Origin of the sequence: Morganella sp. B601, from assembly GCF_051172335.1 — a bacterium.
GTDB lineage: Bacteria > Pseudomonadota > Gammaproteobacteria > Enterobacterales > Enterobacteriaceae > Morganella > Morganella morganii.
The window spans coordinates 1-20275 of the sequence record NZ_JBPIZE010000004.1 but is presented as its reverse complement, the minus strand read 5'-3'; the positions used below and the strand labels follow the sequence as shown (position 1 = coordinate 20275).

The 20275-nt window shown below is 51.0% G+C and carries 17 protein-coding genes, 2 tRNA genes and 1 rRNA gene; 6 read left to right on the top strand and 14 right to left on the bottom strand.

What is annotated here, in order from left to right:
* Positions 1 to 40: 40 nt before the first annotated feature.
* Complete coding sequence (trxA, locus tag ACSBQN_RS11660) at positions 41 to 367, bottom strand: thioredoxin TrxA (protein ID WP_004241312.1); 327 nt, start codon at positions 365 to 367, stop codon at positions 41 to 43.
* A gap of 119 nt (positions 368 to 486) precedes the next feature.
* Between trxA and rhlB the strand changes: the two genes are divergently transcribed.
* Together rhlB and gppA are read left to right on the top strand one after the other, a co-directional pair.
* Complete coding sequence (gene rhlB / locus ACSBQN_RS11655) at positions 487 to 1782, top strand: ATP-dependent RNA helicase RhlB (RefSeq protein ID WP_004234392.1); 1296 nt, start codon at positions 487 to 489, stop codon at positions 1780 to 1782.
* Positions 1783 to 1790: 8 nt separating this feature from the next.
* Positions 1791 to 3299, top strand: coding sequence for a guanosine-5'-triphosphate,3'-diphosphate diphosphatase (gppA, locus tag ACSBQN_RS11650; protein WP_024474216.1), 1509 nt, complete (start codon positions 1791 to 1793; stop codon positions 3297 to 3299).
* A gap of 123 nt (positions 3300 to 3422) precedes the next feature.
* Here gppA and rep read toward each other — a convergent pair whose 3' ends face one another.
* Complete coding sequence (gene rep / locus ACSBQN_RS11645) at positions 3423 to 5453, bottom strand: DNA helicase Rep (RefSeq protein ID WP_024474215.1); 2031 nt, start codon at positions 5451 to 5453, stop codon at positions 3423 to 3425.
* 214 nt (positions 5454 to 5667) lie between these two features.
* On the opposite strand from rep, the gene ACSBQN_RS11640 reads away from it, so the two are divergent.
* Positions 5668 to 6267, top strand: coding sequence for a hypothetical protein (locus ACSBQN_RS11640; RefSeq protein WP_214167238.1), 600 nt, complete (start codon positions 5668 to 5670; stop codon positions 6265 to 6267).
* Between the two features lie 401 nt (positions 6268 to 6668).
* On the opposite strand, the gene ACSBQN_RS11635 is transcribed toward ACSBQN_RS11640, so the two are convergent.
* Both ACSBQN_RS11635 and ilvC read right to left on the bottom strand, forming a co-directional pair.
* Complete coding sequence (locus ACSBQN_RS11635) at positions 6669 to 7148, bottom strand: Hcp family type VI secretion system effector (RefSeq protein ID WP_354633092.1); 480 nt, start codon at positions 7146 to 7148, stop codon at positions 6669 to 6671.
* A 165-nt stretch (positions 7149 to 7313) separates the two neighbouring features.
* On the bottom strand, positions 7314 to 8789 hold the full coding sequence (gene ilvC, locus ACSBQN_RS11630) for a ketol-acid reductoisomerase (protein WP_004241304.1): 1476 nt from the start codon (positions 8787 to 8789) through the stop codon (positions 7314 to 7316).
* 194 nt (positions 8790 to 8983) lie between these two features.
* Here ilvC and ilvY point away from each other — a divergent pair, with 194 nt between their 5' ends.
* Positions 8984 to 9880 (top strand): HTH-type transcriptional activator IlvY, encoded by an 897-nt coding sequence (ilvY, locus tag ACSBQN_RS11625; RefSeq protein ID WP_024474212.1) that lies wholly within the window; start codon positions 8984 to 8986, stop codon positions 9878 to 9880.
* Here ilvY and ilvA read toward each other — a convergent pair.
* The 6 genes from ilvA to ilvL all read right to left on the bottom strand — a co-directional run bounded on the left by ilvA (position 9857) and on the right by ilvL (position 16411).
* On the bottom strand, positions 9857 to 11425 hold the full coding sequence (gene ilvA, locus ACSBQN_RS11620; RefSeq protein ID WP_024474211.1) for a threonine ammonia-lyase, biosynthetic: 1569 nt from the start codon (positions 11423 to 11425) through the stop codon (positions 9857 to 9859). The genes ilvY and ilvA overlap by 24 nt on opposite strands.
* A 2-nt stretch (positions 11426 to 11427) precedes the next feature.
* On the bottom strand, positions 11428 to 13278 hold the full coding sequence (ilvD, locus tag ACSBQN_RS11615; RefSeq protein ID WP_024474210.1) for a dihydroxy-acid dehydratase: 1851 nt from the start codon (positions 13276 to 13278) through the stop codon (positions 11428 to 11430).
* Positions 13279 to 13342: 64 nt separating this feature from the next.
* On the bottom strand, positions 13343 to 14269 hold the full coding sequence (locus ACSBQN_RS11610) for a branched-chain amino acid transaminase (RefSeq protein ID WP_004234382.1): 927 nt from the start codon (positions 14267 to 14269) through the stop codon (positions 13343 to 13345).
* Positions 14270 to 14281: 12 nt separating this feature from the next.
* The gene (gene ilvM / locus ACSBQN_RS11605) at positions 14282 to 14560 is read right to left on the bottom strand and encodes an acetolactate synthase 2 small subunit (RefSeq protein ID WP_101924345.1); all 279 of its coding nucleotides are present in this window, start codon (positions 14558 to 14560) and stop codon (positions 14282 to 14284) included.
* Complete coding sequence (gene ilvG, locus ACSBQN_RS11600) at positions 14557 to 16203, bottom strand: acetolactate synthase 2 catalytic subunit (protein ID WP_214167248.1); 1647 nt, start codon at positions 16201 to 16203, stop codon at positions 14557 to 14559. The genes ilvM and ilvG overlap by 4 nt, the downstream gene beginning before the upstream one ends.
* A gap of 109 nt (positions 16204 to 16312) precedes the next feature.
* Positions 16313 to 16411 carry an ilv operon leader peptide gene (gene ilvL / locus ACSBQN_RS11595; protein WP_079549161.1) on the bottom strand — a complete coding sequence of 33 codons (99 nt, stop codon included), beginning with the start codon at positions 16409 to 16411 and terminating at the stop codon, positions 16313 to 16315.
* A 489-nt stretch (positions 16412 to 16900) separates the two neighbouring features.
* On the opposite strand from ilvL, the gene ACSBQN_RS11590 reads away from it, so the two are divergent.
* Complete coding sequence (locus ACSBQN_RS11590; RefSeq protein ID WP_214167249.1) at positions 16901 to 18433, top strand: YifB family Mg chelatase-like AAA ATPase; 1533 nt, start codon at positions 16901 to 16903, stop codon at positions 18431 to 18433.
* A gap of 50 nt (positions 18434 to 18483) precedes the next feature.
* Here the strand turns inward: ACSBQN_RS11590 and ACSBQN_RS11585 are convergent, their stop codons facing one another.
* On the bottom strand, positions 18484 to 18822 hold the full coding sequence (locus ACSBQN_RS11585) for a DUF413 domain-containing protein (RefSeq protein WP_004234373.1): 339 nt from the start codon (positions 18820 to 18822) through the stop codon (positions 18484 to 18486).
* Between the two features lie 118 nt (positions 18823 to 18940).
* Between ACSBQN_RS11585 and hdfR the strand changes: the two genes are divergently transcribed.
* Positions 18941 to 19753 carry an HTH-type transcriptional regulator HdfR gene (gene hdfR, locus ACSBQN_RS11580; protein WP_193830421.1) on the top strand — a complete coding sequence of 271 codons (813 nt, stop codon included), beginning with the start codon at positions 18941 to 18943 and terminating at the stop codon, positions 19751 to 19753.
* 201 nt (positions 19754 to 19954) lie between these two features.
* On the opposite strand, the gene ACSBQN_RS11575 is transcribed toward hdfR, so the two are convergent.
* From ACSBQN_RS11575 to rrf, 3 genes are all read right to left on the bottom strand, one after another.
* Positions 19955 to 20030: transfer RNA gene (locus tag ACSBQN_RS11575), tRNA-Trp, on the bottom strand.
* 6 nt (positions 20031 to 20036) lie between these two features.
* Positions 20037 to 20113, bottom strand: a tRNA-Asp gene (locus tag ACSBQN_RS11570).
* 48 nt (positions 20114 to 20161) lie between these two features.
* Positions 20162 to 20275 (bottom strand): 5S ribosomal RNA (gene rrf, locus ACSBQN_RS11565); the annotation flags it as partial.

The following is a 20275-nucleotide window of genomic DNA, read 5'->3' as shown; positions in this document are numbered from 1 at the left end:
TCCCGCAGGACATCTTAACGACATATGCTGAAACCGGCTATCAGATATTGTTATCGATAAAGGTTTTCAGCTGGGTTTTGGATACCGCACCAACCTGCGTTGCCTTCACCACGCCGTCTTTGAACAGCAGTAATGTCGGGATACCGCGGATGCCGTATTGCGGCGCTGTCTGCGGATTATCATCAATGTTCAGTTTTGCGATAGTGATTTTCCCTGCATATTCGTCGGCGATTTCGTCTAGAATAGGGGCAATCATTTTACACGGGCCACACCAGGCTGCCCAAAAATCAACGAGCACAGGGCCGTTTGCTTTTAATACGCTTTGTTCGAAAACGGAATCAGTCAGGTGAATAATTTTATCGCTCATTGTTCCACTCCAAAATTTGTACGATACCCGGTTAGTCTACCATTATTTAATGATAGGATTTACCTATTTCAGCGAATAGACTTCCGTAACGCAACATTAAACTGATATTCTACCTAAATATGAGCAAAACACATTTAACAGACAAGAAGTTTTCTGACTTCGCCTTGCATACTAAAGTGGTAGAAGCGCTTGATTCTAAGGGCTTTTATAACTGCACGCCTATTCAGGCGCTGACACTTCCCCTGACGATCAACGGCCGGGATGTTGCAGGACAGGCACAAACAGGAACAGGGAAGACGCTGGCATTTCTGACGTCAACGTTTCATCATTTACTTACCCATCCGGCACCGGAAGGCCGCAAAATCAATCAGCCGCGTGCACTGATTATGGCCCCGACCCGCGAACTCGCGGTACAGATCCATTCTGACGCCGAACCACTGTCTCAGCTTACCGGACTGAAAACCGGCCTGGCTTACGGCGGTGACGGCTACGACAAACAAATCAAAGTGCTGGATGAAGGCGTCGATGTGATTATCGGCACCACCGGGCGCTTAATCGACTTCGCCAAACAGGGCCGTCTCGACCTGAGTGCCATTCAGGTTGTCGTTCTCGATGAAGCTGACCGTATGTACGATCTCGGCTTTATCAAAGATATCCGCTGGCTGTTCCGCCATATGCCGCCATGTGCGGAGCGTATGAACCTGCTGTTCTCCGCGACACTCTCCTACCGCGTCCGTGAGCTCGCGTTTGAGCAGATGAACAACCCGGAATACATTGAAATTGAACCGGAACAGCGTACCGGTCACCGGATCAAAGAAGAGTTATTCTATCCGTCCAACGAAGAAAAAATGCGCCTTCTCCAGACACTGCTGGAAGAAGAGTGGCCGGATCGCTGCATTATTTTCGCTAATACCAAACACCGCTGTGAAGATATCTGGGCACACCTGGCGGCTGACGGCCACCGTGTCGGCCTGCTGACCGGCGATGTGGCGCAGAAAAAACGTCTGCGTATCCTCGAGGATTTCACTCACGGTAATCTGGATATTCTGGTGGCAACGGATGTTGCGGCCCGTGGTCTGCATATCCCGTCCGTGACTCACGTCTTTAACTATGATCTGCCGGATGACTGTGAAGATTATGTTCACCGTATCGGCCGTACCGGGCGTGCCGGGGAAAGTGGTCACTCTATCAGCCTGGCCTGTGAAGAGTACGCTCTGAACCTGCCTGCGATTGAAGAATATACCGGCCATCCGATCCCGGTCAGTAAATACAACAGCGATGCACTGCTGACTGATCTGCCGGTGCCGAAGCGCCGTCGTCGTCCGCCGCGCACCGGAGGTGGTCAGAACCGCCGTAATATGCCGCGCCGCAGCAGCAACGGGCCGCGTCATAACAATAACCGCACCAAACGCTGAAGGCTGCCATGCTGAGATCGTCCTCGCTTTATGCTGCCATCGATCTGGGTTCCAACAGCTTTCATATGCTGGTGGTACGGGAGATCGCAGGCAGTATTCAGGTACTGTCACGGATAAAACGCAAGGTTCGTCTGGCGGCCGGTCTGGATAAAGACAATATCCTGTCTCCGGCAGCCATGGCCCGCGGCTGGCAGTGTCTGCGTCTGTTTTCCGAACATCTGCAGGATATCCCGGACTCCCAGATCCGCGTGGTGGCGACAGCCACCCTGCGCCTGGCCAGAAATGCCGGTGAATTTCTGGAAACAGCAGCGGAGATCCTCGGTCATCCGGTTACGGTAATCCGTGGCGAGGAAGAAGCACGTCTGATTTATCAGGGTGTTGCTCACACCACCGGCGGGTCAGACAAACGCCTGGTGGTCGATATCGGCGGTGGCAGCACCGAACTGGTGACCGGCAGCGGTACCCGGACCACCGCCCTCTTCAGCCTGGAGATGGGCTGCGTCACCTGGCTGGAGCGCTATTTTACCGATCGCTCCCTGACCACAGAGAATTTCGCCGGTGCCGAACAGGCTGCCCGCGACATTATCGCCCCGGTTGCTCCCGCGCTTCTGGAGCAGGGTTGGCAGGTGTGTGTCGGCGCATCCGGCACCGTTCAGGCACTTCAGGAAATCATGATTGCCCAGGGCATGGATGAACAAATCACCCTGCCGAAACTGCAGCAGCTCAAACGCAAAGCGATTGAGTGCGGCAAGCTGGAAGAGCTGGAAATTGAAGGGCTGACACTGGAACGGGCACTGGTATTCCCTAGCGGGCTGGCCATTCTTATCGCGATTTTTGAAACACTCGGCATTGATGGCATGACACTCGCCGGGGGTGCACTGCGTGAAGGGCTGGTCTACGGCATGCTGGAATTGCCGGTAGAGCAGGACATCCGCACCCGGACACTGAAAAATATTCAGAAGCGTTTTCAGATAGATGCCGACCAGGGCAAACGTGTCCGCCAGTTAGCGGATCACTTTTTTCAGCAGGTGGCAACCGCCTGGCAGCTGGATATCCGCTGTCGTGAACTGCTCAGCAGTGCTGCGCTGATCCATGAAATCGGCCTGAGTGTTGATTTCCGCAAAGGCCCTGAACATGCCGGTTATCTGGTCAGTAATCTGGATTTACCCGGTTTCACACCGGCACAGCGCCGCCTGTTAGCGGTGCTGCTGCGCAATCAGAGTGGTCCGCTGGATATCCATTCTCTCAATCAGCAAAATGCGCTGACACCGCGTGAAGCCGGTTGTCTGTGTCGTCTGCTGCGTCTGGCGATTATTTTTGCCAGCCGCCGCCGTGATGACACGCTGCCGTCGCTGCGCATCCGGGCGTCTGCGGAAGGGCTGATTATCACACTGCCGGTCGGCTGGCAGCAATTGCATCCGCTGCGCGCGGAAGCATTACAGCAGGAAATTCAGTGGCAGAGTTATGTGCAATGGTCACTGATGCTGGAAGAACAGAAGCCGTCCACTCTCGGCTGACAAATAATAAGCCCTGATTATCCGTTTCCGGACACTATCAGGGCTTTAATTTTATCAGTCTTTTCAACGTGATCCGGCCTCCGTCAGTCATTCCGGATCATCATTTTGCTCTGAGTGATTTCCTCATCCGTTTTCTTCCTTTTTCTTTGCCAGCATCGCCTTCAGTCCGGCCACACCGCGCAGCCCGGCCTGTTGTTTCTCTTCGGCGGTTTTCACCACTTTTTTGCCGTCATCCCAGTGCAGATCATCCTGCGGCAGTTCATAGAGAAACCGGCTCGGTTCGGGGCGGATCAGCTCGCCGTACTGGCGGCGCTCACGGCACAGGGTAAAAAAGAGGGATTTCTGAGCGCGGGTGATCCCCACATAGGCCAGACGCCGCTCTTCATCCACGTTATCCTCATCGATACTGGACTGATGCGGCAAAATTCCCTCTTCCATGCCCACCAGGAAAACATACGGAAATTCCAGCCCCTTGGAAGCATGCAGTGTCATCAGCTGCACCTGATCCAACTCCTCCGCTTCCTCACCGCGCTCCATCATGTCGCGCAGCGTAAAGCGGGTAACCACCTGAGCCAGCGTCATCGGCTCGTTGAGATCATCCCCTTCCAGCATTTCAGCCATCCAGTTGAACAGCTGATCGACGTTTTTCATCCGCATCTCAGCGGCTTTCGGACTGGCAGACGTTTCAAAGAGCCAGCTCTGATAATCCAGGCCGTGCAGTAAATCACGCACCGCGATCAGCGGCTCACGCTCAACCAATTTTTCCACCTCAGCCAGCCAGCCGGTGAAATTCGTCAGCGCCGCCAGTCCCTGACCGGAAAGTGTCTGCCCCAGCCCGAGGTCAAAACTGGCCTGATACAAACTTTTGTCCCGCGTATTGGCCCACTCACCCAACTTCTGGATAGTCGCCGGTCCTATTCCCCGGCGCGGCGTATTCACGATGCGCAGGAAAGCACTGTCATCTTCCGGATTGGTCAGCACACGCAGATACGCCAGCAAATCCTTAATTTCCGGACGGGAAAAGAAAGAGGTTCCGCCGGAAATCCGGTACGGGATCCGGTTTTGCATCAGCATTTTTTCAAAGATCCGTGACTGATGGTTACCACGGTATAAGATCGCGTAATCTTTATAATCTGTCTTATTGATAAAGTGATGGGCGATCAGCTCCCCGACCACCCGCTCCGCTTCATGATCTTCATTATTCGCGGTGATCACTTTCATCGGATCACCATAACCGAGGTTTGAAAAAAGCTGCTTTTCAAACACATGCGGGTTATTGGCGATCAGAATATTCGCTGCATTCAGAATACAGCCGGACGAACGGTAATTCTGCTCCAGCTTGATCACCCGCAACTCCGGAAAATCTTTGCTCAGTTGCACCAGGTTTTTCGGCTGTGCACCGCGCCACGAATAAATTGACTGATCATCATCACCCACGACCGTAAAATACGCACGTTTACCAACCAGTAATTTCACCAGCTGATACTGACTGGTGTTGGTATCCTGATACTCATCCACCAGCAGATAACGGATACGCTGCTGCCAGCGCTCCCGCGCCTGTTCGTCACGGGCAAACAGCAGAGTCGGTTTGGTGATAAGGTCATCAAAATCAAGCACATTACAGCTGTTCAGATGCAGTTCGTAGCGGCGGTAACACTCAGCAAACGTATGTTCGCGCTCTGATCGCGCCAGCCCTTTTGCCTGTTCCGGTGTCAGCAGTGCGTTCTTCCAGTTCGAGATCTGACTGACCAGCTGTTGCAGTAACTCTTTATCTTCTTCCAGATGATCAAACGTCAGCTCTTTGAGCAGCGCGAGTTGATCCTGATCGTCGAACAGGGAGAAATTACTTTTCATCCCCAGCGCTTTGTATTCCCGCTTGATAATCTCCAGCCCCAGGGTATGGAATGTGGAGATCATCAGCCCTTTGGCCTCTTTGCGCCCCAGGGTTTGTGCAACACGCTCTTTCATTTCCCGCGCGGCTTTATTGGTAAAGGTCACCGCCGCGATCTGGCGCGGCTGATAGCCGGTATTGCGGATCAGATGCGCAATTTTATTGGTGATCACACGGGTTTTGCCGGAACCGGCCCCCGCAAGCACAAGGCACGGGCCCTGAACATACTCAACGGCCTGCTGCTGACCGGGATTTAATTTCATACGCGCTGTTAACTCGACTCAATACTGGAACAGGAGGGAATTGTAGCAGAAAGGAGGGACAGCCGTATAATCTGCCCTGCACAACACATTCCCGTCATCTTACATTAGATAAAATAGTATTTATATTCAATTAATTATCACTCGTCTGGTGTATATCTCTGTCATCCGTATATCGGTAACATGATAAAGATAAATACCTGCCGGAAAAACACAGATGGCATCACGACTTGATATTGAAAAATCCAGATTAATATATACACAGGACATTGGCTGGATAGATCGCAATCATGCATTAGGCGGGGATGCGCGCAACCTGTGGGCGCAACTGCTCACAGAGAATACCACACCCTATTACAAAGATTATTTTCTGGTCAGTTACGATCAGTTTATGGGAAAATTTTTCATTAAAATGGGCGTTACTTCCTGCTGGCTTGTGAAAAAAGGGCTCAGAGAAGAAGACAAAAAATCAATTGCTCTTTCAATGATGTTTTATATCTCCACGCTATTTGAAACTCATCAGGGACGATTTTTATTTTCCGGCCTGTTAGACAGCGACAGCGGATTCAGCGGGGAAGACCTTATTTCCAACCTTCTTGGTTTTTATTCCGTGATTGAACCCCGTGATTACTGGTCACTGATAAAACCGGTTCCCACTGAAACCGCACTGCGTATCTGGGATCATTATATGAATACCATTCAGCCTTTTAATTCCTATGAAAGTGATATTGTAATTAAACTAAATGTTACTGATGGCTGGGCGGGTTACCGGGGCTTCAGAAAATGGAATCCATTTGCAGATAAATATGATAACTAAATTATTTTCATTAATTATATTCATTCTATTTTTACTTTTTTTATACTGTTTTTTTCGCCAACCCAATACTTCCCGGTAACAAATTACATAAAGTCATTATTTTTGACCTCCGATTTTATTCGTAATGCTCCTGATAAGGAGAAGGCAACTTATTATTATCACTTTTGGGGTGATCGGGGTCAGGAATCATATTCTTCTGTTTATTATTGCCAGGATAAAAGTGATTTCTACACATTGAAATTAAAACTTCATCAATATGCTAACTCTCGAAGAAAATTAACTCCCCTTAATAAAACAACATATGTAAATAAATACAATGAAAATTTATTTGTTTCCATTACTGAAACTAAGAAAGAGCAACTGGATTGCATATCACTCTCGGAATACGAATACAGCTATGATTAAAACGGGTGTTGCCCGCTGATACTGTAACCGGACGTTCTGGCAGAGCAGTGCCGCCAGGTGATACTCTGATAGCTAAGTATGATGCTTTCATGCGGCTGAACATCATTATGGGTTAGTGCATTCGGATAATGTGATGAGATATTGACAATCGCAGCTTTTGTCAATCTTACTGTATAATACTTCTCCTGAAGGCCGGAGATACCTGTGCGGTAAAATATTAATTCACAGGTTGGCATTTCGTTTTCAGTAATACTGACACCCAGTAATGGTGATGATTTATCAATAGGTTTGCTTATAATGACCGGATGATGAATTTTATTTTTCTCACGAAATATATCATGACTGAATGAGTAAACAAAAATCTGGTCTTCATGTCCCCGCTGATACTTATTCCCTATTGATTCTGGTGATGAACATCCTTTTGAAATAAAACCTTGTTTATTACCTTCCAGCCGTAAGTAAATTCTGTTTGCCATAGCAATCCTTTGCTTATAAATCCGGATAATTATTACCGGTAAATACCTGTGACTAAAACGAGTGTAATAGTATTTTTGGCGGTGACAATAACCCTGTTTGGTGAAATTAAAAAAAAAACGACACCCACAGGTGCCGTCTCATTTCATCATTAAACGATTTTGTTATCAGCCGCCGACCGCGATACGTTTCATATCCGTCATATAGCCGCGCAGGGTTTTACCCACGGTCTCAATCGGATGCTGACGAATTGCTTCATTGATATCACGCAGCTGCGCATTATCCGTACCGTGGTCCGCGCCGGATTTACCCAGGTCACCCGGCTGCAGTGATGCCATAAAGTCTTTCAGTAATGGCACTGCTGCAAAGGAGAACAGGTAATTGCCGTATTCTGCGGTATCGGAGATAACCACGTTCATTTCATACAGACGCTTACGGGCAATGGTGTTGGCAATCAGCGGCAGTTCATGCAGTGATTCATAATAGGCGGATTCTGCAATAATCCCCGCGTCAATCATGGTTTCAAATGCAAGCTCAACACCGGCTTTCACCATTGCGACCATGACAACACCGTGGTCAAAATATTCCTGCTCACTGATTTTCTGCTCAGAATCCGGATAGTTTTCAAATGCCGTCTTTCCTGTCTCTTCACGCCAGGTCAGCAGATTTTTATCATCATTCGCCCAGTCCGCCATCATCGTTGAGGAGAAATGGCCGGAAATGATGTCATCCATATGTTTTTCAAACAGGGTCTTCATCTGTGCTTTCAGGGTTTCAGACAGCTGATAAGCACGGACTTTTGCCGGGTTGGACAATCTGTCCATCATCAGTGTGATCCCGCCCTGTTTCAGCGCTTCAGTGATGGTTTCCCAGCCGTACTGGATCAGTTTGCCTGCATACGCAGGATCCGCGCCGTCAGCAACCATTTTGTCATAACAAAGCAGAGAACCGGCCTGCAGCATACCGCAGAGGATAGTCTGCTCACCCATCAGGTCAGATTTAACTTCCGCAACAAAGGACGATTCCAGAACACCCGCACGGTGACCGCCGGTTGCCGCAGCCCAGGCTTTGGCTATCGCCAGGCCTTCACCTTTGGCATCATTTTCCGGATGGACTGCAATCAGTGTCGGAACACCAAAGCCGCGCTTGTACTCTTCACGCACTTCCGTGCCCGGGCATTTCGGTGCCACCATCACAACCGTGATATCAGGGCGGATGGTTTCGCCGACTTCAACAATATTGAAGCCGTGTGAGTAGCCCAGCGCTGCGCCGGATTTCATCAGCGGCTGAACCGCCTTAACCACCGCAGAATGCTGTTTGTCCGGTGTCAGGTTAACCACCAGGTCAGCCTGCGGGATCAGCTCTTCATACGTGCCGACGGTAAAACCGTTTTCGGTGGCACGACGCCATGAGGTGCGCTTCTCATCGATCGCTTCCTGACGCAGTGCATAGGCGATATCCAGCCCGGAATCGCGCATGTTCAGTCCCTGGTTCAGCCCCTGTGCACCACAGCCGACAATCACCACTTTTTTGCCTTTGAGATACCCTGCCTCGTCCGCAAATTCTTCGCGTGCCATAAACCGGCATTTGCCTAACTGCGCCAGCTGCTGGCGCAAATTCAGTGTATTAAAATAATTCGCCATGGTGACTCCGTGTATTGTGTTTGCTCAGATTGCTGTCTTCGCAGCACTGATTGATTATTTTCCGGTGTGATAAACACCCTTTATTTATAATGACTATATGTCATGATTTTCATTGCTTAAATTGATATATTCACAAGATAGTGATGCAATTTATGCAACATACTGACTAAAACATAATCCCCTGAGAGGTTGTGATGGATATCCGGGAACTCAGACTGTTTTTACATCTTGCGGAGAGCTGCCATTTCGGCAAAACCGCGGCTGCCATGTATATCAGCCCGTCGACACTCTCACGGCAGATCCAGCGGCTGGAAGAATCTCTCGGGCATCCGCTGTTTCTGCGGGATAACCGCACTGTTCAGCTGACAGCCGCCGGTGAACAGCTGAAAAAATTTGCGCAGGAAACAGTGCTGCAATACCAGCAACTGCAACATGCGCTTAATCATCAGAGCCCGTCACTGACCGGTGAATTACGTCTGTTTTGTTCCGTCACTGCCGCATACAGCCATCTGCCGCAGATCCTCGATCAGTTCCGGGCAGAACATCCGCAGGTGGAAATCAAGCTGACCACCGGGGACGCGGCGGATGCAGTGGAAAAAGTACAGTCACAGGAAGCGGATCTCGGTATCGCCGGAAAACCGGAAAAACTGCCGGATAATGTCCGCTTTCACCAGATAGGCGAAATCCCGCTGTCACTGATAGCGCCGGCACTGCCGTGCCCGGTCAGACAACAGGCGGTACAGCCGGTGCCTGACTGGGAAAATATCCCGTTTATCATTCCGGAGCATGGCCCGTCACGTAAACGGATTGATTTATGGTTTAAAACACACCAGATTCAGGATCCGCAGATTTATGCCACGGTGTCCGGCCATGAAGCGATTGTATCGATGGTGGCACTGGGCTGCGGTATCGCTCTGATCCCTAATGTGGTGGTGGAGAACAGCCCGGACGCAATCCGCAGCCGGATCCTGCAACTCGATAATATTTCGATGGTCGCGCCGTTCAAACTGGGCGTCTGTACACTGAACAAGCGGCTGCATGAGCCGCTTATCCGCGCTTTCTGGCAATTACTGCCGCGCCACCCCGGATAACTGCGGAGCCAGGAAACGGACAAATGCGGCATTGCCAGTTTCATCGCGGAAATCGTAGCCGAGTGCATTCAGATACTGCTCAAACTGCACATCCCCTGCCTGTATTTCAAAAGCCGCCAGTACGCGGCCATAATCCGTGCCGTGACTGCGGTAATGGAACAGGGTGATATTCCAGTGTGTACCAAGTGTTTCCAGGAATTTCAGCAATGCGCCGGGCGCTTCCGGGAATTCAAAACTGAACAGCCGCTCCTGCAACGGTGTTGACGGACGGCCACCCACCATGTAGCGGACATGCAGTTTCGCCATTTCGTCATCCGACAAATCTGTCGCACTAAAACCAGCGGCGGAAAGACCGTCCAGAATGGTTTTCCGTGCGCCCGCGCCCTCATCGGCACGGACACTGACAAATACTGAAGCTTCATCTGAACCGCTGTAGCGGTAATTAAATTCCGTCACCACATGCGGGCCAAGCGCCTGACAAAACCGCAGGAAACTGCCTTTCTCTTCCGGGATCGTCACCGCGAACACGCCTTCACGCTGCTCTCCCAGCTCGCACCGCTCTGACACATAACGGAGCACATGGAAATTCACATTGGCACCGGAAAGCACATGCGCCAGGTTTTCCCCCTGAATATTGTGCTGCTGAATGTATTTTTTCATCCCCGCCAGCGCCAGGGCTCCTGAAGGCTCCGCCACTGCCCGCACATCATCAAACAGATCTTTCATAGCTGCGCAGATGGCATCACTGTCTACGGTTATCACATCATCCAGATACTGCTGACACAAACGGAAGGTCTCATCACCAATCCGTTTCACCGCCACACCCTCGGCAAACAGCCCGACTTTCGGTAATTCGACCGGATGCCCGGCATCCAGCGCCGCTTTCAGACAGGCCGCCTCTTCTGCCTCGACACCAATTACTTTAATGTCCGGCATCAGGTGTTTAATAAACACCGCCACCCCGGCGGCCAGTCCGCCACCGCCGACCGGCACAAAGACTCTGTCGAGCCTGGCATTCTGCTGTAACAGTTCAAGAGCGATAGTGGCCTGACCGGCGATCACCGACGGGTGATCGAACGGCGGAATAAACGTCATCCCGAGGGATGCGGCCAGCTCCAGTGCATGTGCTTTTGCTTCATCAAAATTAGCGCCGTGGAGAACCACTTCGCCGCCGAACCCGCGAACCGCATCCACTTTGATATCCGCCGTCGCCACCGGCATCACAATCAGGGCTTTCACCCCGGTTTTCCCGGCAGACAGTGCCACACCCTGTGCATGGTTTCCGGCTGATGCCGTCACTACGCCCCGCCGTTTCTGTTCTTCTGTCAGCTCCGCAATCATGGCATACGCGCCGCGCAGCTTAAAACTGTGCACGGGCTGCCTGTCTTCCCGTTTCACTGAAATGGTATTGCCGAGTCGTGCCGACAGTTTCGGCATCAGTTGCAGCGGCGTGACCTGAGCGACATCATAAACGGAGGCACTGAAGGCCGCTCTCACGTACTCAGCCGCTGACGGTTGAGCAGACAATGGTTGTTTTGCGGTCATCCTTAACCCCCGAGTTTACTTTTATCCCGTACCGCGCCTTTATCGGCACTGGTCGCCAGCAGTGCATATGCACGCAGCGCAAAAGAGACCTGACGTTCACGGTTCTGCGGTGACCAGGCTTTTTCACCTCGTGCCTCTTCCTCTGTGCGGCGGGCTGCCAGAGTTTGCTCATCTACTTTCAGTGAAATCTGCCGTGACGGAATATCAATGGCGATAGTGTCCCCGGTCTGAACCAGCCCGATCAGCCCGCCGTTGGCCGCTTCCGGCGAAACGTGGCCGATGGATAACCCGGAAGTGCCGCCGGAGAAACGTCCGTCAGTAATAAGTGCACAACTTTTTCCCAGGCCCATTGATTTCAGGTAGGTGGTCGGATACAGCATCTCCTGCATACCCGGCCCGCCTTTCGGCCCTTCGTAGCGGATCACCACCACATCCCCGGCAACAACTTCTCCGCCGAGAATCGCTCTTACCGCATCATCCTGACTTTCATACACTTTTGCCGGTCCGGTAAAGGTTAAGCTCCCCTCATCCACCCCGGCAGTTTTCACAATACAGCCATCTTCGGCAATATTGCCGGACAGTACCGCCAGCCCGCCATCCTGGCTGTAGGCATGGGTTTTGCTGCGGATACAGCCGTTTTCACGGTCGTCATCCAGGGACGGCCAGCGGCAATCCTGTGAGAATGCTTTTGTTGTACGGATCCCAGCAGGACCGGCGGAATACATCCGTTTCACCGCATCATCTTTCGTCAGTGTAATATCATACGCCGCCAGTAACTCCGGCAGGGTCATCCCCAGCACGTTACTGACTTCCCGGTGCAGTAACCCGGCGCGATCCAGCTCGCCCAGGATACCAATTACTCCACCGGCGCGATGTACATCTTCCATATGGTATTTCTGCGTGCTTGGCGCGACTTTGCATAAATGCGGCACCGCACGGGAAAGGCGGTCAATATCCGTCATTGTGAAATCAACTTCCCCTTCCTGTGCCGCCGCCAGCAGATGCAGAACTGTGTTGGTTGAACCGCCCATGGCGATATCCAGGGTCATCGCATTCTCAAACGCTGCTTTGGTGGCGATATTGCGCGGCAGAAAACGGATATCATCCTGCTCGTAATATTTTTTGGTGATTTCCACAATCCGGCGTCCGGCATTAAGGAACAGATTTTTGCGGTCAGCATGAGTTGCCAGCAGCGAGCCGTTCCCCGGCTGAGATAAGCCCAGCGCTTCGGTCAGGCAGTTCATCGAGTTCGCGGTAAACATACCGGAGCAGGAGCCGCAGGTCGGGCAGGCCGATCGTTCGATTTGTTCACTGTCCGCATCGGAAACATCAGGATTTGCACCCTGGATCATAGCATCCACCAGATCCAGCTTGATTATCTGATCAGACAGTTTGGTTTTACCGGCTTCCATCGGGCCACCGGATACAAAAATAACCGGGATATTCAGGCGCAGTGAGGCCATCAGCATTCCCGGAGTAATTTTGTCGCAGTTGGAGATACAAACCATGGCATCCGCACAGTGTGCATTCACCATGTATTCCACAGAATCGGCAATGAGTTCGCGTGACGGCAGAGAATAAAGCATCCCGCCGTGCCCCATGGCGATCCCGTCATCCACAGCAATGGTATTGAATTCTTTGGCCACGCCACCGGCGGCCTCAATTTCCTCTGCCACCAGTTTACCCAGATCCCGCAGGTGAACATGACCCGGAACAAATTGTGTGAATGAGTTAACAACCGCGATAATCGGTTTGCCGAAATCGGCATCTGTCATTCCTGTCGCACGCCATAATGCGCGCGCACCCGCCATATTGCGGCCATGCGTTGTTGTCGCCGAACGGTACTGAGGCATTGTAATCTCCCGTGTTTGCAAAAATCAGGCGGGGGAACGACCCGCCTGCAAATCTGTTTCGTTATTATGGATTTACCGGATCTAACCAGCCCCATTTGTCTTCTGTTTTCCCGGTGAACAGGCCAAAGAATGCCTGCTGGATCTCTTTGGTAACCGGTCCGCAGCGGCCGATACCCACCTGAATACCGTCAACACTGCGTACCGGCGTAACTTCCGCCGCAGTACCGGTCATAAAGACTTCATCCGCCAGATAGAGTGATTCGCGGGATAGCGTCTGCTCACGGATTTCATAACCCAGCTCTTTTGCCAGGGTCAGAATCGCATCACGGGTAATACCCGGCAGTGCAGAAGAGGTAAATGGCGGAGTGAAGATAATGTTATTTTTCACTTCAAACAGGTTTTCACCCGCCCCTTCAGAGATATAACCGTTCACATCCAGCGCAATCCCTTCCTGATAACCGTGACGGCGGGCTTCACTGCCGACCAGTAACGAGGACAGGTAGTTACCGCCTGCTTTGGCCGCTGTCGGAATGGTGTTAGGGGCTGCGCGGTTCCAGGATGACACCATCGCGTCAATCCCTGCATCCAGCGCTTCCTCACCTAGGTAAGCACCCCACGGGAATGCCGCGATGATGACATCGGTTTTATAGCCCTGCGGCGGGTTAACACCCATACCGACATCACCGATAAAGACCAGCGGACGGATATAACCACTGGATAAATTATTTTTGCGCAGCGTGGCGCGGCAGGCTTCCATTAATTCATCAACAGAATATTCCACCGGCATACGATAGATTTTGGCGGAGTCATGCAGGCGCTGCATATGTTCGCGATGACGGAAAACGACAGGGCCCTTATGAGATTCATAACAGCGGATCCCTTCAAAAACAGATGTCCCGTAGTGCATGGCATGACACATAACATGCACTTTTGCCTCTGCCCACGGAACCATCTCATCATTGAACCAAATAAAATCAGCTTTTTTTGTCATTGTAATTTTCCTTTATACTGCACAGCTAATGTGTTGATAATTTTGTGTATTTTTTGTGAGAACTTCGACATCCTCCACATCCGCCAGCTTAACTAACTGTGTACAGAGCAGGGCAGGCGGCCGCAGGCTTGAAACTGTTAACTCAATGTTTACATTATCACCTTCGGAACCTTTCGCCAGATCCATTTTCATGGCACAGACGTTAAATCCGCGGTGGCGCACAACACGCAGAACCCGTTCCAGGATTTCCGGGCATGAACGTGCCTGAATTGCTAACTGATGCTGCATCATAATGAGCTCTCCAACATATGTTCGTTACCCGCTCCCGGCGGTACTAATGGCCAGACGTTATCTTCTTCACGGATGGCGACATGTAATAAATACGGGCCCTGATGGTGTAACAGGGTATTAATCGCGGACGGCAGCGCTGATTTTTCAGTCACCAGCTGTCCCGGGATATCAAACGAGCGCGCCAGGGCAACAAAATCAGGATTGTCATCCAGTACCGTCTCGCTGTAACGCTTATCAAAAAACAGTTCCTGCCACTGACGCACCATACCGAGACGCTGATTATCCAGCAGCAGGATTTTGACCGGCAGACGTTTGCGTTTGATAGTGGTCAGTTCCTGCACATTCATCATGAAAGAACCATCACCGGAAACACACAGCACGGTTGCTTCCGGGCGGGCAATCTGTGCCCCGATCGCTGCCGGTAAACCAAACCCCATCGTACCCAGACCACCGGATGTCAGAAAATTCTCCGGGCCGTCAAAGGTCATATGCTGTGCCGTCCACATCTGGTGCTGCCCGACATCCGTTGTCACCACACAATCTGCCGGTTTGGCCGCAGATACCTGAGATAACAGCAGCGGTGCATAAATACTGTCACCGGCATGTGAATAATCAGGCGTGTGCTCTGCTTTCAGTTTCTTCACGTGATGCTGCCAGACAGATAATGACAGCGGCTGTGACAGCAGCGGCAGAGCCTGCTTCGCATCGCAGGCAAGAGAAACATGTGTCTGCCGTAATTTATCGAGCTCAGCCGGGTCGATATCCACATGGATCACCTTTGCGCGCGGGGCAAATGCGTTCAGCTTGCCGGTTACCCGGTCATCAAAACGGGCGCCGACCGCAATCAGCAGATCCGCCTCCTGAACCGCAAGGTTCGCTGCTTTTGCCCCGTGCATCCCGAGCATCCCGAGGTAATACGGATAATCCGGAGAGACCGCCCCCAGTCCTTTCAGGGTGCTCACTGCCGGCATACCGGTTTCATCCAGAAACGCCCGCAGCTGTGCAACGGCACCTGACATTCCGACACCACCACCGGCATACAGCACCGGCTTCCGGCTTTCCCGCATCAGTTGCCGGGCACGGGAGAGAGCCGTCTGCGACAGAGGTTCTGCATTATTTACCGGCAGAAAATACGGGGTAAATTCACTAATCTGTAATTGAATGTCTTTCGGGATATCAATGAGTACCGGCCCCGGACGCCCGCCTGCAGCAATCGCGAAAGCCTCGGTAATAATTCGCGGCAAATCAGTAATTGATTCAACCAGGAAGCTGTGTTTTGTGCATGACAAAGACAGCCCCAGCACATCGATCTCCTGAAAGGCATCCGTACCAATCAGTGATGAACCTACTTGTCCGGTGATGGCAACAACCGGTACTGAATCAAGCAGTGCATCCGCCAGCCCGGTGATAAGGTTTGTTGCTCCCGGCCCTGATGTTGCGATACATACACCCGTTCTCTGCCCTGCCCGTGCATAGCCGATTGCCGCCATAACCGCCCCCTGTTCATGACGGCAGAGCACATGCTCCACACCACCGTCATACAGCGCGTCATAGACCGGCATGATCGCCCCGCCCGGGTAGCCGAACACAGTGTCAACGCCCTGTGTTCGTAGTGCCTGCACTAACCACTGTGCCCCGTTCATGTGTGACTCCTTAGTCCGCCGTTTTCTTTTCAGTGAAAAATCATAAATTTAAGGTTAAAAAAAACCCCGCGCCTTTCGGTGCGGGGTTCTCGTGAGATCCTGGCTCGTATCAGCCATTTTCGTATCCGAGTGCAGCCCCGCACGGTGGGATAATAATCACCACCACGCTCACGATAATTAGGCTAATCACTCGGACAATCTTATTCATGGATAAATTCTTCTGTCTGCCGTATTCAGTTGGTCTCTTTATTTTAGAGTTATCATGTTATCGAATTCCTGACAACGGCTATTTGTCTTTTTTTTAACAACAAGAATAAAAATCCATAAAATTCAGTGAACTGCCATTATTAACGATATGTTTCACTGCTATTTTTTTATCCGGCGGTATCCTCCTCTGCCAAAATCGTCACTTCCGGAATAACACCGAAAAAACGGGGCATTCTCCGGTACAACTTACTTTTCCTCTGAACACTATTCCCGGGAGCACGATGGAAAGCGTGGCAGATTTTTTATTCTGAAACCCGGAAATTAATTCCCCGCCGCCCGGTTTTTCCATGCAACACGCAGAGCAGAAATCACTTTTATGCAACATACATAAAATCTGTCGATATACATCGTAAAAAACGGAATTTCGCTGCGAAATGATGAAAAAAATCACCATCATGATAATTCCTTTATGTAACTGCAGGATGACCTGATGTCATTTGCTATTGTTTATACCCGTGCCATGATCGGGACAGAAGCACCGCTGGTCACCGTCGAGGCACATATCAGCGCCGGGTTGCCCGGATTAACACTGGTGGGATTACCGGAAACCGCTGTTAAAGAGTCAAGAGATCGGGTCCGCAGTGCCCTGATCAACGGCGGATTTGAATTTCCGGCAAAGCGGGTCACTATCAATCTTGCCCCGGCTGATTTACCCAAAGAAGGCGGGCGATATGACTTGCCTATCGCTGTTGCCATACTCTCAGCTTCAGAGCAAATAGACGCAAAATTGGCAGAGAATTATGAATTTTCGGGGGAATTAGGTCTTTCGGGAGAACTCCGGTTCTGCCGCGGCATATTACCGGCAGTACTGGCCGCCCGTCAGTCAGGAAGGCTGGCTGTAGTATCAAAACAGCATCATGATGAATTATGTATTCTGCCCGCCGGTTCGGCGCTGATGGCGGATAATTTACTGCAGATTGCCGCATTTTTTTATCAGCAGCAGGAACTGAATGAAAACAGCCACCAGGCGGGGAAAACAGAAAATGATAACGGTACCAGTATTGATGATATTACCGGCCAGCAACACGCCAAACGGGTTCTGGAAATAAGTGCTGCCGGCGGGCATAATTTGCTCCTGCTCGGCCCGCCCGGTACCGGAAAAACCATGCTGGCCAGCCGGCTGGGAACACTGCTCCCGCCGTTAACCGCGCAGGAAGCTCTTGACGTGGCGATAATCCGGAGCCTGACCCAAACCTCATCAGAACAAAATAAATGGCCCCAGCGTCCGTTCAGGGCACCACATCATACCGCATCCTCTGCGGCACTCACCGGTGGCGGCAGTATTCCGCTGCCGGGAGAGATATCGCTGGCACATCACGGCATTCTGTTTCTTGATGAACTCCCTGAATTCTCCCGTAAATCACTCGACTCCCTGCGTGAACCACTTGAATCCGGAGAGATCATTATTTCCAGAGCAAAAGCAAAAGTGTGTTTTCCTGCCCGTATACAGCTCATTGCTGCAATGAATCCCAGCCCGACGGGCCATTATCAGGGCATACATAACCGCAGCGGTCCTCAGCAGCTTCTGCGCTATCTTTCCCGCATCTCGGGACCGTTTCTGGACCGGTTTGATTTATCAATTGAAGTGCCGATGCTGCCGCCCGGAACACTGAGCCGGACAGAAAAAGATCCGCCGGTTCATGAGCAGGTAAAAGCACGGGTACAGTCCGCACGCCAACAACAATACCGCCGTAACGGGCAGGGAAAACTGAATGCGGGACTGTCAGGCAAAGAAACAGAGGAGGTGTGTGCATTATCAGCACAGGATGCCCGTTTTCTTGAGGATGCACTGACGCAACTTAATCTGTCTGTACGGGCATGGCACCGTATACTGCGTGTCAGCAGAACTATTGCCGATCTGCGGGATGAAGGAGGACAGGTGTCACGAAAAGATATACTGGAAGCACTCAGTTACCGGGTAATGGACAGATTAATCCATAAATTGCAGCAGGCGGTCTCTTAAAAAGAGAAAGGGGCACGAATGCCCCTTTTAACTTATTATTTCTGATGATATTAATCATCTGTGTCGGTATAGTCTTCCGACGGATCGATCTGAGGTTTACCACCGGACAGCGTGTGGAAGCGTTTTGGTTTGCGAATACGCTCCAGATACTTAATCCACACTTTTTCTTCTGCTGTTTCCGGCATACGCTCACCACGGCATACAGAAACAAACTGTTTTTCTTCGTCCGTCTGGGGGGCGCGTTTACCCATATCCAGTTCGTTGAAAGCAAAACCATGGCGCTCAAGTAACTGAGCTTCTTTTATGGTGAAATGACCATGGCGTGAAAAACCACGAGGATAATGTTTATTATCAAAAAAACGATTAGTCGTGATAAAGCTTTCTGCCATCTGACACACTCCTAATTCTCTACTGACATACTCTTTATGGCGCGGAGTATTAGATAGCATTAGGATTCTGTAAAACAAAATATTTAAATCATAACGACAAAAATTTTTGGAGATACCAGTGGATACAGAATTACTGAAAACCTTTCTGGAGGTCAGTAAAACCCGTCACTTCGGGCGTGCGGCTGAATCCTTATACCTTACACAATCTGCAGTCAGCTTTAGGATCAGGCAGTTAGAGACAAATCTCGGGGCAAATCTTTTTACCCGCCACCGGAATAATATCCGCCTGACCGCAGCAGGCGAGCGGTTAGTACCTTATGCCGAAGCGCTGATCAATACCTGGCAGCTGGCGAAACAGGAAATTAATCATGCCTCTGTACACAACCCGCTTTCCATCGGAGCGACTGCATCATTGTGGGAAGCTTGTCTGACCCCCTGGCTCGGACAGATCTACCAATCACATGCAGATCTGCGCCTGGAGACCAGAATTGCATCCCGCCAGTCACTGGTAAAACAATTACATGAACGGGAACTGGATTTACTGATTTCTACTGAGCAGCCAAAAATGGATGAACTGAAAAGTGAGATTGTCGGAGAAATCACACTTCAGCTGTTCAGCATACAACCGCTGACGGCAGAAAATCCTCCGGGCCTTATCCGCCTGGAATGGAGTGCTGATTTTCAGCAGCATGATGAGGCTGTTTTCGCCTGCTGCCAGTCTCCGGTTCTGACAACATCGTCTGCTTTTCAGGCAAAACAATTACTGTCAGTGACATCATCTGTCGCTTATTTACCAGCACACTGGAAAAAAATATATCCCGAACTGAACCCCGTGGATAATGACCTGATTACAAAGCCTCTGTACGCTGTCTGGCTGCAGAATAGTGATCAGCAGGGACTTATCGGGCAATTAATCGCAATACCGGTATAACGCTGGTTACTGATGATTTTAAAGATAGATAGTGCGGTAAGTAACTGTTGTATTGAAAGGAGTGGTCGCAAAAAAGAAAGGAAATTCGGCAGGATACGATACATAAGAAGGGAAGGCGAAATTCAGATAATAAAAAACCCAGTTCATAACGAACCGGGCTATTAATAAATAAAGATCTTTAGTTATTACTTATCAAGTAAATGGCAGGGGCGGAGAGGCTCGAACTCCCAACACCCGGTTTTGGAGACCGGTGCTCTACCAATTGAACTACGCCCCTAAATGTTGGCGGAACGGACGGGACTCGAACCCGCGACCCCCTGCGTGACAGGCAGGTATTCTAACCAACTGAACTACCGCTCCGCGTATCTCTGTGTGACTGATGCAGTTCTGCACCCTCACTTAATAATAACCTGGCGGTTCCCTACTCTCACATGGGGAGACCCCACACTACCATCGGCGCTACGGCGTTTCACTTCTGAGTTCGGCATGGGGTCAGGTGGGACCACCGCGCTACGGCCGCCA